10 protein-coding genes and 2 tRNA genes are annotated in these 16,095 nt (G+C 35.8%); 2 read left to right on the top strand and 10 right to left on the bottom strand.

The features are described from left to right. Nucleotide 1: 1 nt before the first annotated feature. From GJV76_RS05115 to GJV76_RS05070, 10 genes are all read right to left on the bottom strand, one after another. Nucleotides 2-4,351 carry a CusA/CzcA family heavy metal efflux RND transporter gene (locus tag GJV76_RS05115; RefSeq protein WP_155091561.1) on the bottom strand — a complete coding sequence of 1,450 codons (4,350 nt, stop codon included), beginning with the start codon at nt 4,349-4,351 and terminating at the stop codon, nt 2-4. A gap of 99 nt (nt 4,352-4,450) precedes the next feature. Further along, the gene (locus GJV76_RS05110) at nt 4,451-4,801 is read right to left on the bottom strand and encodes a hypothetical protein (RefSeq protein WP_155091626.1); all 351 of its coding nucleotides are present in this window, start codon (nt 4,799-4,801) and stop codon (nt 4,451-4,453) included. A 192-nt stretch (nt 4,802-4,993) separates the two neighbouring features. Next, nucleotides 4,994-5,482, bottom strand: coding sequence for an SMI1/KNR4 family protein (locus tag GJV76_RS05105; RefSeq protein WP_155091560.1), 489 nt, complete (start codon nt 5,480-5,482; stop codon nt 4,994-4,996). 4 nt (nt 5,483-5,486) lie between these two features. Beyond that, nucleotides 5,487-6,176 (bottom strand): DUF2625 domain-containing protein, encoded by a 690-nt coding sequence (locus tag GJV76_RS05100; RefSeq protein ID WP_155091559.1) that lies wholly within the window; start codon nt 6,174-6,176, stop codon nt 5,487-5,489. A gap of 125 nt (nt 6,177-6,301) precedes the next feature. Continuing rightward, nucleotides 6,302-6,601 (bottom strand): hypothetical protein, encoded by a 300-nt coding sequence (locus tag GJV76_RS05095; RefSeq protein WP_155091558.1) that lies wholly within the window; start codon nt 6,599-6,601, stop codon nt 6,302-6,304. A gap of 374 nt (nt 6,602-6,975) precedes the next feature. After that, on the bottom strand, nt 6,976-8,517 hold the full coding sequence (locus tag GJV76_RS05090; RefSeq protein WP_155091557.1) for an acyl-CoA carboxylase subunit beta: 1,542 nt from the start codon (nt 8,515-8,517) through the stop codon (nt 6,976-6,978). 7 nt (nt 8,518-8,524) lie between these two features. Beyond that, nucleotides 8,525-9,964 (bottom strand): acetyl-CoA carboxylase biotin carboxylase subunit, encoded by a 1,440-nt coding sequence (accC, locus tag GJV76_RS05085; protein ID WP_155091556.1) that lies wholly within the window; start codon nt 9,962-9,964, stop codon nt 8,525-8,527. Between the two features lie 2 nt (nt 9,965-9,966). Next, the gene (locus GJV76_RS05080) at nt 9,967-10,452 is read right to left on the bottom strand and encodes an acetyl-CoA carboxylase biotin carboxyl carrier protein subunit (RefSeq protein WP_155091555.1); all 486 of its coding nucleotides are present in this window, start codon (nt 10,450-10,452) and stop codon (nt 9,967-9,969) included. Nucleotides 10,453-11,174: 722 nt separating this feature from the next. Further along, on the bottom strand, nt 11,175-12,233 hold the full coding sequence (thiL, locus tag GJV76_RS05075) for a thiamine-phosphate kinase (protein WP_155091554.1): 1,059 nt from the start codon (nt 12,231-12,233) through the stop codon (nt 11,175-11,177). Between the two features lie 84 nt (nt 12,234-12,317). Beyond that, the gene (locus tag GJV76_RS05070; protein WP_155091553.1) at nt 12,318-15,542 is read right to left on the bottom strand and encodes a glycosyltransferase family 117 protein; all 3,225 of its coding nucleotides are present in this window, start codon (nt 15,540-15,542) and stop codon (nt 12,318-12,320) included. 182 nt (nt 15,543-15,724) lie between these two features. Here GJV76_RS05070 and GJV76_RS05065 point away from each other — a divergent pair. Next, nucleotides 15,725-15,795: transfer RNA gene (locus tag GJV76_RS05065), tRNA-Gln, on the top strand. Between the two features lie 207 nt (nt 15,796-16,002). Beyond that, nucleotides 16,003-16,073 (top strand) — tRNA-Gln (locus GJV76_RS05060). Nucleotides 16,074-16,095: the final 22 nt, after the last annotated feature.

Here is a 16,095-nt window from a genome sequence, read left to right as displayed (position 1 = left end):
ATTACTTGTTAGAGGTTAAATAGTTGATTTGAATAACATTGTCATTGTACATTTTTAATGTATCGAGGTATCTATTGACAGTCTCTATTGACTGATTAATCAACATTACATATTCGAGGTAATTGATATCCCCGTTAATGAATTGCAATTGTGCCGTTTTTGCAATTGTATCCGCATTTGCAAATGAGAAGTTTTCATAATGAGTTAGAACCTCCGCATTGCTTTGATGAGATACTAACAATTGTTGATAACGAGAATTCATGAGTTCCTTAGCAGTTGTGTATTCAGCTGCTGCTACTTCTTCTGCTTTTTGTGCACTTTTAATTCGCCCTCTCTGTCCGCTTGTAAACAGAGGTAAACTAATCCCTACTTGAAAGGCGTGAAAGCGATTGTTTCTATCATAGTAGACATCATTGGCAGCCAGCCCCATAAAACTACTGTTATTATAAGTCGCTTGTATATTCGGTAATTGTTTCGAGCGCTCAAGTTTAGTTTGTCCTTCGGCTATTGCCTTTTGATTTTCAATGGCTTGTAAAACAGGGTTGTTTTCTAAATCATTCTCGATAGTATTTAAGACTGCGCGTTGCTCTTGTACAACTGGCTTAATGTCTTCTGCAGTATTCAGCAAATATCGGAGTTCTACTAAGATAAGTTTCTTTGTTTTTTGGACTTCACTTAGCTGCGCTTGAATGCTCATTTGTTGATTTTGGGCTGTTGTTTTTTCCAGAATATTACTTTCACCTTTCTGTAGTCGTAAAGCCGCTTTATTGTAAAAGTTAGCGTATAAACTATCTGCCTTGAGTAATAGATTCTCTTTTTCTTGCCAATACATAAAGTCATAGAAACCTTGAGTTACCGCTTTTTTTAGCTCAAAGGTTTTTAGTTCAAGGTCGTATATGCTTTGTTGGTACTCGGCTTTGAATACCTTTTTTTGTCTATTGTACACCGTAGGAAATGCTATTTCTTGTGTAACAGTAAATTTGTTATCTGTATAAGGACCATTGATTTGCCCAAATTCTCCCGTAAGGGTAGTTTGGGGTATATCTGTAGAGGTTTTTATAAAAGCCTTAGCATACTCTGTTTTTAGTTTTTCTGTGCGTATACTACTGTTATGCTCGATAGCTTGACTTATTGCATTCTCTATAGTGATAGGTGTTTGTGCATTAACAGTGAGTCCTAATCCAAGGAAAACGACTACTGCGGTAATGGCCTTTTTCTTTTTCATAAAGCTAAAGTTTAGTTTTTGTTCAAAAGTGATATACAGCAATGGCAATACAAAAAGGGTTAAGAATGTTGCTAACATCAATCCTCCGATTACCACCGTTGCCAGAGGTCGTTGTACTTCTGCACCTGCTCCATTGCTCAATGCCATAGGTAGAAATCCAAATGAGGCTACACATGCAGTCATTAGTACGGGGCGTAGTCGCGAGGTAGCACCTCTAACTACTACGTAAACTATATTTTTTACACCTGATTTTTGGAGTCTGTTAAACTCTGCAATAAGCACGATACCATTCAGTACTGCTACTCCAAATAAGGCTATGAATCCCACACCTGCACTGATGCTAAAAGGCATTCCTCTCAACGCTAACAAAAATACCCCTCCAATGATGGATAAGGGAATGGCTGTGAATATCATCAGACATTCTCTGATATCTCTAAAGGCAAAGAACAACAATAAGAAAATTAGCACTAACGCTAAAGGTACTGCGATAGCCAAACGCGCTTTTGCCTCGTTTAAGTTTTCAAATTGACCTCCATAAGTGATTTGATAACCAGTGGGAAGTTTGATTTGCGCTTCTACTTTTTGTTGCAATTCTTCTACTATACTCTGTACATCTCTATCCTTTACATTAAAACCGACAAATATTCTGCGTTGTGCGTTTTCGCGTTGAATTTGGTTAGGTCCTTCTTTTATTTCTACTGTTGCCAACTGATTTAAAGGTACTTGATTGCCAAGTGGAGTAGGGATGAGTAGATTTTGAATGTCTGAGAGGTTTTTGCGATTGGCCTCATCCATGCGTACTACCATATCGAAGCGCTTTTCACCTTCATACACCATACCGGTACTTTGGCCTGCAAGAGCGGTATTGACAATTCGGTTGATTTCAGCAATAGAAAGTCTATAGCGTGCAATCGCTGGACGGTTATACTCTATCAATAACTGCGGCATGCCAGTCACTGGTTCTACATATAAGTTAGTTGCCCCTTTAACTGTGCTGGCAATATGGCCGATTTTTCCTGCTATTTCTGCTAATTGATCTAGGTCCTCACCAAAGACTTTTACGACTACATCTTGTCGGGCACCTGTCATTAATTCGTTAAATCTCATTTGTACTGGGAATTGGAATCCCACAGTTACTCCAGGAACTTCTTCTAAGGCTTTCGTCATTTTTTCTGCAAGTTCTGGAAAGCTCTCTGCTGAGATCCACTCGCTTTTATCTTTTAAGATGACCATCATATCACTGGCATCCATAGGCATTGGATCAGTAGGTACTTCAGCACTACCGATTTTGGTTACTACTTTCTCTACTTCAGGGAAGCGTGTCTTTAAGATATGTGCTGTTTTCTGTGTACTTTCGATAGTTGTCGTTAAGGTACTTCCTGTTAAAACTTTCGTATCTACGGCAAAGTCACCTTCTTCTAAGGAAGGAATAAACTCGCCTCCAAGGGTAGACAAGATATACAAGGCAATTGCAAATAATACCCCAACTACTGCGTATATCGTTTTCGGTAGTTCTAAAACTTTAACAAGGCATTTTTGATAGAACTTTTCGAGTTTTGCCATAACGCGTTCAGAGAAGTTTGGCTTATGAGTCACTTTACGACTCATGATCAGTGAACTCATCATTGGTACATAGGTCAGCGATAAAAGGAATGCTCCTAATAAGGCGAAAGCTACAGTTTGTGCCATTGGTTTAAACATCTTACCTTCAATGCCTTCTAATGTTAGGATTGGTATATACACAATTAGGATAATGATCTGACCAAAAACAGCACTGTTCATCATCTTAGAAGCTGAGTGTATGACGGTTTTGTTCATATCATCTTGTGAAAGTTTATTCATTGACTTATACCGTGCATTATGTGAGAATTGATGAAGGACAGCCTCGACGATAATAACGGCACCATCAATGATCAGTCCGAAATCGAGTGCCCCTAAGCTCATTAAGTTTCCACTTACCCCAAAGAGGTTCATCATGCAGATCGCAAACAGCATGGCTAAGGGAATAATAGAAGCGACTAATAGTCCTGCTCTCATATTTCCCAAGAATAGTACTAATACAAAGACTACGATAAGAGCTCCTTCAGTAAGGTTTGTTTCTACTGTACCTATGGCGTTGTTTACCATTTTAGTACGATCAAGGAAAGCTTCTATCACCACTCCTTCAGGTAGTGTTTTTTGTATTTCAGCTACTTTGTCTTTTACATTTTTGATAACTTCATTGCTGTTCTCTCCTTTAAGCATCATTACTACAGCTCCAGAAACTTCTCCCCTGTCATTATAGGTCATGGCACCATATCGGGTAGCATGTCCTATCTGTACTTTTGCTACATCTCTAATTAAAATTGGATGCTCAGAATGCTTAGAAGTAATGGCGATGCTTTCGATATCTTTAATGTTACCTACCAATCCTTCTGTTCGGATATATAATACGGTGGGACCTTTTTCGATATAGGCTCCACCTGTATTCTCATTGTTGTTTTCTAAAGCGGTAAATACATCATTAATGGTAATGCCAAAAGCATCCAATTTATTTGAGTTTACAGCTATTTCATACTGTTTTAGTTTTCCTCCAAAACTACTTACTTCAGCTACTCCTTTGACAGATAGTAGTTGGCGACGCACTACCCAATCTTGGATAGAACGCAGTTCTGTTAGGTCATATTTATCTTCATATCCTTCTAAGGGTCTTACTACATATTGGTAGATTTCTCCTAACCCTGTGGAAATTGGACCTAACTCAGGTTGTCCTATGTCTTGTGGGATGTCTGCTTTTACTTGATTTAAGCGTTCGCTCACTTGTTGTCTTGCCCAATAAACATCGACATCTTCCTCGAAAACAATAGTTACCAGTGATAACCCAAAACGAGAGAAGCTACGCATATTCTTAATGCCGGGAATATTGCTATTGGCTTGCTCGATAGGGAAGGTAACTAAACGCTCTATATCTGTTGCTCCATACGACGGAGCTACGGTAATTACTTGTACTTGATTATCCGTAATATCTGGTACTGCATCAATTGGCAGTTTGGATGTTTGGTAAATACCAACACCGATTAGAGCTAATACAAATAGCCCTATGATGAGTTTATTCTTTACAGAAAACTCAATTATTTTATTTAACATGATTTGTGTCTGTTAATACGTTAAAATTGCTTGATTGTAATAGACAATTTCTCCATGCAATATTGCATAGATTGTTGACTTAAATTTGGCGATAAGGTATTAACAGTATTTCGGCGGTTGCCAAATAGAAGATAAGTAGCTACTCTCGACTTCATCTTCGTCGAAAGCGTGTATCTTGTCGTGGATGGTATTGAATCTAATGCGTTCTATCTTGAGAACAGGAGTAGGAGTAACGATACCTATTATACTCACAAAGTGATGCGTGACAAAAGGTAGCTTTTCGTCTACAGGATCTCCTTCTTCCTTGTGACTTTCACTATAGTGTATCTGTAAAAAGCCCCACATGGTTAGATTGGGGTTATTAGTCTTGTGCTCTACGTAATGTTCAATCAATAGTGGTACTTTCAACAACTGACCAAACTCAGTTGTCGAGACCAAAAAGATTAACATAAACAGTAGTGCAACTTTTCTTTTCACAAGAATCCCCTATTGATTATTAATACAAAGTTATAAACTTATTAACGAATGAAAGAGCTAAAGTACTAATTTGTATTAATTCAAAGTTACTAAAGTATTAAGTTCTAATTCAATTCTAATAAAAATGGAATGTTTCGGAGATAGTGCCTATATTCCGATCTTCTTTTATATATCTTCGTTGATAGGTTCGAAATCTCTTTCTGTAAAAGCTTCTGTAAGTATATTGCTACTGCATAACCACTCGATTGCTTCGGTAAGCGTATTCCCCAAAGGGTATATTAAATCTTCATTTCGCGGAAGGACAAAGTATTGCTTGTTATAGTAGATGATTTCATCACCGTCCAAAGTGTCTCCTAAACAAATTGAATTTAGTACTTCTTCTTTTGTCAATACATTTTTCCCATCATCCCAGAAGTAATATTCTGTTATGCGTTCTATCCATTCCTCTTGGTTATTTGCAACAAAGCTTGGCATGTATATACGAATATATGTACCTCCGAGAATACCTCTCCCATATTGTGAGATAAATTGTGTATAACATTCAGGAAGCTGAATGTTTAATTTGCTTTCACAAGTTGAAAGTTCAGATTCTTCAGGTAAGACAAGTTTGGTTGTATGTGTTTTGTAATTAGGAATGATATTGTAGTTATACATGATCTTAGGGGATATTTTGTATGTTATTTAATCCTGTGCGCAATTCTAAGTTTAAAAAGTATTGTTCTTCTGCAGATATTGGGCGAATAATGCTTTCATTGAGATTCTTTCCTTCAACAGTCCACAGGGGAGGGGAAAAGTTGAAAACATCATCAGGAGAAAGTGATTTCAAGTCTTCTTGTTCAGTTTTCCAGTGAAAGTCTTGATAAAACTGTTCAATATTTCCAGAGAAAAAGAAGTTTATCAATTGAGAATAGTTTACTTCTAACGGTTCGAAGTCTAAACTATCTGGAGCAAAATAGTACATAGAGCCGACATCTTTTCCTAATACACCAGCATTTATACAAAAATATCCTCCAATTGCATCATCTGCAACTAACAGAAAACCAGGTTGATTACTAAAGTCATTGCTTTGCTTGTTTTTGTTCCATTCAGATATAGATCGAGTTAGTTTTTCTGACCCACTACCTAAGATACGTATCCATCCATCGGCAACAAGTATTCCTCCAGTTTCATAGATTATAGCTCCCATAGGTGAGCGGGTGCTCACTTGAGTATCCAGTAGTACTTGTTCAGCCTGTTGTTTTGAAATAACTGGTAAAACTTCTATAGTTCTTGTAGCTTCATTAATCCACTGTTGAACAAGCTCCCACCCAGGTTCTTCTGTGTTGATGAGTTCGCTTATATCTCGCATGATGATTTTCTTTAGTTGTTGTGCTATAAAGGTACTAAAAGGGAATAGGCAACTATAGGTTTTTTAAATAAAAAAAGAGAAATATATTGTATTTCTCTCTTTGGGTGATTACACGATAAAAGTAATTATTTGATATTGGCAATATGTTCTATTGCTTCATCTACTGGAGAATAGATGGTTACAACTGATTTAGTAACCATACTTAACATTATAAATAAGCAGAAGAAACTTAAATAAGCCATTACCTTACTCGATTGTTTTAAACTAACCACACTCAGTACTAACCCAATAAAAAAGAACAATGGACCTATGACTTTTGCATAAGCGATTGTCTCTGGATAAATAAATAACATTATTGATCCTATGGATAAAAGTAAGGCGAAAATACTCAATAGAGGATTTTTTCTTGTTTCGTTATAAATCATAGTTCTGCTATTTTAAATTTTTAAAAGAAAAATATTATGCTCAATAGCGAGCCTTGATATTTTTAAAAAGTTTACAAATATAATATCCTATTTTAATTAATAAGTATAAAAATCATTTATTTTTACTTCTTTATAACTTTTTTTAATAAATTAATTAGTGTAAAATTCTTAAAAATCAAATTAATATTTAATGATAGTTATCATGTGTCTTCTTTTTTTTAAGAAATATGATTTCTTGGCTCTAATGTGTTGAGGAAAAAGAGGTTTTAATCTACGTAAAGTATTGTAGTGATAATTGCTTTTGTAGATAATATGGCAATTGAAGATAGTATAAACAAAAAACATCAGGCTTAACCTGATGTTTTTTGTTTTATTTATAAGGGTATGTTCCCGTGTTTTCTATTGGGTAGCTCTACTTGTTTATTTTCTAACATGGCAAAAGCTTTTAATAGTTTGCGTCGCGATTCATTAGGTAGAATTACTTCATCGATAAAACCACGTTGTGCTGCTCTGTATGGTGTTGCGAATTTGTCAGCATATTCTGCCTCTTTCTCAGCTAATTTAGCTGCAGGATCTGCTGCTTCAGAGATTTCTTTTTTGAAGATTATCTCGCTCGCTCCTTTTGCTCCCATAACTGCGATTTCAGCATTTGGCCATGCAAAGTTCATATCTGCTCCGATGTGTTTTGAGTTCATCACATCATAAGCACCTCCGTAAGCTTTACGCGTAATGAGTGTTACCTTTGGTACGGTAGCTTCGCTTAGTGCATATAGTAGTTTTGCTCCATGTACAATGATACCATTCCACTCTTGATCTGTCCCTGGCAAAAAGCCTGGTACGTCCACTAATACTAATAGAGGAATATTAAAGGAATCACAGAAACGCGTAAATCTCGCTGCTTTAATAGAGCTATTTACATCAAGACATCCAGCTAAGAACATTGGGTTGTTTGCAACTATACCAATACTTTTTCCTCCTAATCTGGCAAAGCCAACCACGATGTTTTCAGAATAATCTTTGTGAATCTCAAAAAACGTATCTTCATCGATGATCTGATGAATGACATCTTTCATGTCATATGGTTTATTAGCACTTTCAGGTACTATATTATCTAAGTCAAATCTATATTCCTCAGTTATTTTATACGGTACGTCGTATGGTTTTTCTTGATTGTTTTGAGGCATATAGGATAAGATCCTTTTGATGTCTTCAAGGCAAGCAATGTCATTAGCTGAGGTTGTATGTGCAACTCCTGATTTTGTTGAGTGTGTACTGGCTCCCCCTAATTCTTCAGAGGTTACTTCTTCATTTGTCACAGTTTTTACTACATTCGGACCTGTGACAAACATATAACTTGATCCCTCAACCATCATGGTAAAATCTGTAATCGCTGGTGAGTATACTGCTCCACCAGCACAAGGTCCCATGATAGCGGATATTTGTGGAATAACTCCAGATGCCTTAACGTTGCGATGAAAAATATCTGCATATCCTCCAAGGGAACGTACACCTTCTTGTATACGCGCTCCTCCTGAATCATTAAGACCAATCATTGGAGCTCCCATTTTGACAGCTAAGTCCATGACTTTACATATCTTTTCGGCATGTGTTTCTGAAAGTGCACCACCGAAGACAGTAAAATCTTGTGCGAAAATGTACACTAAACGACCGTTAATCGTTCCATAGCCTGTAACAACACCATCGCCATAGTAAACTTCTTTATCCATTCCAAAGTCTGTTGTACGGTGCGTTACCAGCATTCCTATTTCTTCAAATGAACCTTCATCTAATAAATACTCAATGCGCTCTCTTGCTGTAAGTTTGCCTTTACTATGCTGTGTGTCTATTCTTTTTTGCCCTCCGCCAAGTTTAGCTTGGGCTTTTATATCTTGTAATTTTAATGTTTTTTGATTCATGGTAGAATTAGTTTGGTAGGCGTAATAGTTTTTGATCTTCCAAGTATTGTTGTAATGCTATATAAGCAGCAACTTCTTCTTCATTTTTATACTGTTGTTGTATAATGTCTGCTTTGTAATATTTCTTTACAAAGTTTGTATCAAAATTCGCAGATCTAAATGCTGGGTGTTCAAATACAAATTGACCAAATGGGAGCGTGGTCTGAATGCCTTTTACTTTAAATTGCTTGATTGCATTTAACATGATCTCAATCGCTTCTTCACGTGTCTTTCCAAAAGTGATTAGCTTGGTAAGCATAGGATCATAGTATATTGGCACTTCCATTCCCTCATCTATTCCATTGTCAACTCGAATACCAGGTCCTATAGGCAATTGATATTGTTCTAAGTGACCTACACTTGGTAAGAAGTCATTTACAGGATCTTCTGCATAGATTCTTAGCTCTAATGCGTGACCTTTAATTTCTAAGTCTTCTTGTGTAAAAGGAAGTACTTCACCTCTCGCAACTCTAATTTGCATTTCTACTAAATCTAATCCTGTAATTAGCTCAGAAACAGGATGCTCAACTTGCAAGCGGGTGTTCATTTCTAAAAAATAGAAATTTAGGTTTTCATCAATTAGGAATTCTACCGTTCCTGCTCCGATGTAATTGCACGATTGAGCAACTTTTATAGCTGCTTCTCCCATTGCTTTACGAACCTCAGGTGTCAGTACAGCAGAAGGTGCTTCTTCAATTACTTTTTGATGGCGTCTTTGGATACTGCATTCTCTTTCATATAAGTGAACAATATTTCCGTGTTTATCTGCAAGTACTTGTATTTCTATATGACGAGGAGATCCGATGTACTTTTCTATGAAAACAGATCCGTCTCCGAAGGCATTTGTTGCTTCAGATATTGCGCGATTCATTTGAGATTCAAATTCGCTTTCATTTTCGACGATGCGCATTCCTTTTCCACCTCCTCCAGCAGAAGCTTTTATTAGGATAGGGAATCCAATTTGTTTAGCAAAAGCTTTTGCTTTATCAAGGTCTGTAATGGCTTCATCTAATCCTGGAACCATTGGGATTCCATATGCTTTTACTGTTTCTTTTGCCGCTAATTTACTTCCCATAAGTTCGATGGAATGTGATTCAGGGCCTATAAATGTTATTCCTGCTTTGTCACAGGCAATAGCAAAGTTAGCGTTTTCACTTAAAAACCCATATCCAGGATGTATTCCATCAACATTTAGTGATTTAGCGACTTCTAAGATTTTATCTCCTAATAGGTAAGATTGGTTTGAAGGAGCTTCCCCTATACATACAGCTTCATCAGCCATTCTAACGTGTGGTGCATTTCTATCTACAGTTGAGTATACAGCTACTGTTTGTATTCCCATCTTCTTTGCTGTCTTCATGATGCGCACAGCTATTTCTCCGCGGTTTGCGACTAAGATTTTATTCATTTCTACTCAAATTCAATTAATACTAATCCCTTATCAACAGTAGCTCCTTTGCTAACGTTAATAGCTTTGATTTTTCCAGCTCTTGGAGAAGTTAGGTTGTTTTCCATTTTCATGGCTTCAAGAATGAGTAAATTGTCATTCTCCTGTACTTCCTGGCCAACCGCTACTACTATGTCTAAGATAAGCCCAGGCATAGGTGCTTTTATTGAATTGACTTGTTTAGTCGAATTCAATGCGAAACCAAGCTTGTTGATTAGATTGTCTAAATCGGTTTGAATGTTTACAGTGTATGTATTGCCATTTACTGAAACAATGTAGTTTTTAGTATTAAAATCTTTAGATAGAAGTTTTGCCTCATACGAAGTATTGTCCTTTAAGACATGATATGAGTCTATCCCTGTTTTTGCGGAATTGATGTTTGTATGTAATAAATTCTCACTTTCAAAAACAGCATCACCACCTACTTTTAGTTGATACGTTTTATTCATTGTTATTTTATAGTTTTTGGTATTTGTAAATATAAATAAATGTGCGATATATAAATAATATTTGTTGAAAATTTAATCTTTAGACCTCTTTAGTTTGATATATTGCTTTTTGTTCGCATTTTGACTTATTTATGATGATTAAAAAGACACCGTGAAAGAACTGCATTTGGGTGTAGGTGGGTGGTTTTTGCTTTATTTAGTGAATAGTATGTATGAAAAGAGATTTGTTTTTGCACAAAAGAGTATAAAGGTACTTTGTTAGTGCTTTCAAAGGAGAAGTTTTTGACATTTATTAGGCTAATGAAGTATTGAAGGTCAAAGTGGTGATATGTAAGTTAAAACAGTATTAGTAGGAGAGAGCTCTGTTCTCTGAGTATTGAAAAATATGTTTGTAAAGTCTGCTGCAGTATGGTAATTGGCTCTTGTGGTGTGTCTATATGACGTTTATCGATTTGTTTCCTTTGTCTAAACGTTCAAACTTTTTGTTTGTTTTTTTATAAGGTATTTTAGGTGTATTTGTTACTGTTTCACAATTAGAAAGCAGGTAAGTAATGATATGGAGATTGTTGGTGAAAATGAGCTATGGCTTATCAGGTTGTAAGCCAATTGATGCTTGAGTACTCTAGAATTGAGCAACACGCTTGGTTTAGGGAGATAAGGAAGTTCGAACTGGTGGATATGCAAAGAGGTTACTTTCGCTTTGAAAATAACCTCTTTGTGTTTTATTCTTCTTCATTATTTGCTAAAGGATTCCATCCTCTTGCTTTTAAAGGAATTTTTGTATTTGCTCTTGTGATTAAATGTAACCCTTCGCTCTCTTGCGTTGTGTGTCCAATTATCGTTAGATTTGGATTTGCTTTTACTTTTTCAAAGTCTTCCATTTTGATAGTAAAAAGAAGTTCGTAATCTTCTCCTCCATTTATAGCCATTGTGGTAGAATCAATATTGAATTCTTCACATGTATTTATAAACTGAGGATCAAGAGGTAGCTTATCTTCATATAAATTGCATCCTACTTTGGACTGTGTGCACAGGTGAAAGATCTCAGAAGATAAACCATCTGATATATCAATCATTGAAGTTGGGTGAACGTCTAAGTCTTTTAGTAATTGTCTTATGTCAGTTCTCGCTTCTGGTTTAAGCTGTCTTTCTATGATGTAATCATACATCGATAAATCTGGTTGACTATTTGGGTTGACTAAGAATACTTGTTTTTCTCGTTCTAAAACTTGCAATCCCATATAGGCCCCTCCGATATCTCCCGATACAACTAACAGGTTGTTATCTCCAGCACCACTTCTATAGATAATCTCGTCTTCATTTGCTTTACCTATTGCCGTAATACTGATTATTAGTCCTGTTTGAGAAGAAGTTGTGTCACCTCCAACTAAATCTACCTTGTAGTAATTACATGCCAGTTTAATTCCTTCGTATAATTCTTCTAACGCTTCTAATGGGAAACGGTTAGATACTGCTATAGAAACCGTTATTTGCGTCGGAACAGCATTCATAGCGCAAATATCTGATATATTTACAACTACAGCTTTGTATCCTAAGTGTTTTAAGGGAGCATAAGCTAAGTCAAAATGTACGCCTTCTATCAATAAGTCTGTAGATACAACTACTTTTTCTTTCTCAAAAGATAAAACAGCAGCATCATCACCTACTGATTTGATCGTGGATTCTTGCTGGATAGGGAAGTCCTTTGTAAGATGTTCTATTAAACCAAACTCGCCTAATTGTTCTAAACTTGTTCGTGATTGATTTTTATTCTCGATCATTGTATACATTTAATTAATTAATGTGCAAAGGTATAAAGAAAAAGGCGATAGTGTATTTACTATCGCCTTTTGTTAACTTATTTACTATAGTCCATGTCTTCTAAACTGCGGAAACTTAGCATTGTATTCATTGAATTCTTCTTTCAATTTGGCATAGAATGAAGGATCTTCTTCTTCTGCTATCAAGACAAGTTGTCTCCAGATCTCTATCTGTTCTACAATCTCTGATTGATAGTAGTTTATTTCGTCTATTTTCAAACTATTGAAATAGTTCAATTGCTCTTTTGATTTCTGTGCGAGTACTGTTGTCATTTCTCTCGCTTTTTCTTTTTCGCCAACTTTGTAATAACCTTCAACAAACGGCTGAACTAACTGGTAATAGCCATAGTATTCTATAGGCATATTATCCATAGCAATATCAATTATTTCTTTTGCTTTGTCTTCTTTGTTTTCAATTAACAGCTGTTCCATTAAACGAGCAAGGTTAATTCTATAACTAAGTGCGTTTCTTCTTGTTTGTGGGTCATGGTATATTTTGTCACTTCCCATATTTCCCCAGTACCAAGACTTGACATTAGTGTACATTCTATCTGCATCGATTCCTCCTAAGTCTAATGGATGACCACTTTCTGTTGAAGTTTTAATTGGGACAAGTTTGTATATTAAACCTTGAAGTTGTAAGTAGTTCTTCATCCAAACGAAATCATCATCATTAAAACTTCCTCCTGAGAAATAAACAGGTCTTTCCCAATTGTTATTTGCAATGATATCAAGCATAATTAATCGGTGCTTGTAGATTGCTTGTTCAGAGATGTTTACTTCTAATGAGTCTACAACTTGATCCATTAAATAAGGTGAAACAATATTGTTTTTCTTGATGATATCTTTATCAACAGGGATACTTATCTTGTTTGTAGGCAATAAGTACAACGTTGTTCCTGCCTCTGATTTAGTCTGTAATCGTTTATCGTCTGATCGGGCGAAGCTCATAAAAAGATTAATATCTAATCTTTCTTGTACCATAGGTTGTATGATTAATGCATCTCTTTTATTACCAACATATTGATCATGGGTAAACTTGATTGGCAATGGCTCAGAGTCATATGCTTTTGCTTTCATTTGGTCAATGTACCAGTCAAGCGGTAGTAAGCTTGTACATACAACGCGCACATCAGTTCTATAACCTTCTATTTCTTGTAAATACCAAAGGGGAAATGTGTCGTTATCACCAATGGTAAATAAGATAGCGTTTTTATCACATGAGTCTAAGTACGCCTTTGCATTTGCCAATGCTGTATATCGGTCTGATCGATCGTGATCATCCCAGTTTTGTGAAGCCATTAGTACTGGTGCGGCTAATAATGATAGTCCTACTATTGCTGGTCCAACAACCTTTGGCGAAGCGTATTTCTTAATTCCCTCGTAGATACTATATACTCCAAAACTTATCCACATTGCAAAAACGTAAAAGGCAGGTACAACTGCGTAATCTCTTTCACGTGGTTCAAAAGGTCTTTCGTTTAGGAATATCTTTAATGCAAAACTTGTAAATAGGAACAACACAAGTAATACCCAAAACATTTTAGGGTCTTTTCGGTAGTGGAATACTATTCCTATTAATGCAAAGATAAACGGCAAGAAAAAGTATGTATTTCTTCCTTTGTTATTTAAGCTATCTGGAGTTAGTTCGTCTTGGTTACCTAATCTCAAAGCATCTAAAGGCTTGATTCCACTAATCCAATTACCGTGAAGAGCTTCTCCTTGACCTTGAATATCATCTTGACGTCCTACGAAATTCCACATCAGGTATCTCCAAAACATATAGCCAAACTGATACTCGAACATATAGGACATATTGCTACCAAAACTCGGAACTTCGATATCAAGATATTGTCCGTATTGATCTAAGAATTTATCTAAACCTTCGATACCGATTTCTCCTTTATCGATTGCTTCTTGTACACTTTTCGAAATTTGAACTACTTGTTGTAATTGTGGGTACTGTGCCATCGCACTGATTACTTCTGGTTTAACCTCAAAGCTCAGTGGTTTAGTGTAACGCATATAATTGATGCGGTGATTTCGATCTGTACTCCACAGTCTTGGTAAAAAGCCTTTGTGTGTGCTATTATAGTTTTGACCAGCATTTTGCCATTCGTTAACTATAATGTATTTACCAGTTTTATAATCTCTTTCGTAGTTCGGATTCTCATCTTTCCACGGATTATTTTCATCTAAGCCAACATATTTCTTTGTAAAATAAGAATCGTAATAGATACTTTCGTCACCATACTGTTCACGTTGGTAATAGGCAAGGAGCTCTGCAGCATCTGATGGCGTGTTTTCATTGATTACCACTTTTGCGTTCGCTCGAATAGGTAACATAATCCATGACGTCAATCCAATACATACAAAAAGAAGTGCTAATATTATAGTGTTCGCTTTTACATAATTGTGCTTTTTGGTATACTTCAATGTGATAACAAAAAATGCGACAATTAGTAAGAAAGCTATAATTGTACCACTGTTAAATGGCAATCCCATTGAATTAACCATGAAGATTTCTGTCTTACCAAAAAGGGCAAGCAGCTTTGGAAATAAGAATGCAAATAAGAAGAATAATATCGCAACTGCAGCTATATTTCCAATTATAAAGTTTTTAATAGTGATTTTTTGATATTGTTTAAAGTAATACAATAACACAATAGATGGAATTGTCAATAAGGCCATTAAGTGTACTCCAAAAGAAGATCCAGCTACTAAGGCAATAAGTAAAAGCCATCGATCACCATTTTCTTTGTCTAAATCATCGTACCATCTCAAACCAAGGTAGAGTAGTAGAGAAATTAAAAACATGGCAGATGCATATACCTCTGCTTCAACGGCACTAAACCAAAAGCTATCTGAAAAGGTAAAAGCAAGTGATCCTACTGCAGCACTCCCAAGTACCACGAATGCATTGCTTGTATTCCATTCAGATGTTTTTTCTACTATTTTCTTAATTAAGTTAGTGCTACTCCAATACATGAATAAGATTGTGAATGCACTTGATAGTACAGCAACCATATTTACCATTAAGGCAACTTTATCTGGTGAAGTTGCAAAAAGGGAAAAGAATGCTCCTAACATTTGATAACCTGGAGCTCCTGGAGGGTGTCCTACTTGTAATTTAGCTGAAGTTGCTATATACTCTCCCGGATCCCAAAAGCTTACTGTAGGTTCGACTGTTAAAGTGTACGTAATTAAAGCGATAAGGAAGCATATCCATCCTCCTATGATATTCCACTTTTTGTAATTGAATGTTAACATAAGTGTAGTTGCTTGAATATTTAAGATATTATACTTACAAAGAAAAGATTTTTTTTGTGTCTTTTACTTGAATTAGAAAAAATTAATTTTTTTGAACTAAAAATTTGGTGAATATAAAAAATGTAGTACATTTGCAACCGCAATACAGAAGCAGTACTGCTTTAGAATGCGAAAATAGGTATTGGCCTATGGTGTAATGGTAACACAGCTGATTTTGGTTCAGTCGTTCTAGGTTCGAGTCCTAGTAGGCCAACGAAGCCCTCTTTTATAGAGGGCTTTTTTTATGTTCCAGAAGTTTTTGTTTACTAAATGTTAAATTTTATTTACATCAGTATTGATAATGAGTTTGTTAGTTTTTATGCTATACAAAACCTCAAAAATATTTTGGAATGTTGTTAAACATATACTACATTTGCAACCGCAATACAGAAGCAGTTCTGCTTTAGAATGCAAAAGGTATTGGCCTATGGTGTAATGGTAACACAGCTGATTTTGGTTCAGTCGTTCTAGGTTCGAGTCCTAGTAGGCCAACAAAACTTTTAGAAGTTTTATC

Origin of the sequence: Myroides albus (assembly GCF_009711045.1) — a bacterium.
Classification (GTDB): Bacteria; Bacteroidota; Bacteroidia; order Flavobacteriales; family Flavobacteriaceae; genus Flavobacterium; species Flavobacterium album_A.
The sequence above is the reverse complement of the archived record's forward strand: the minus strand, read 5'-3'. Positions and strand labels throughout refer to the sequence as shown.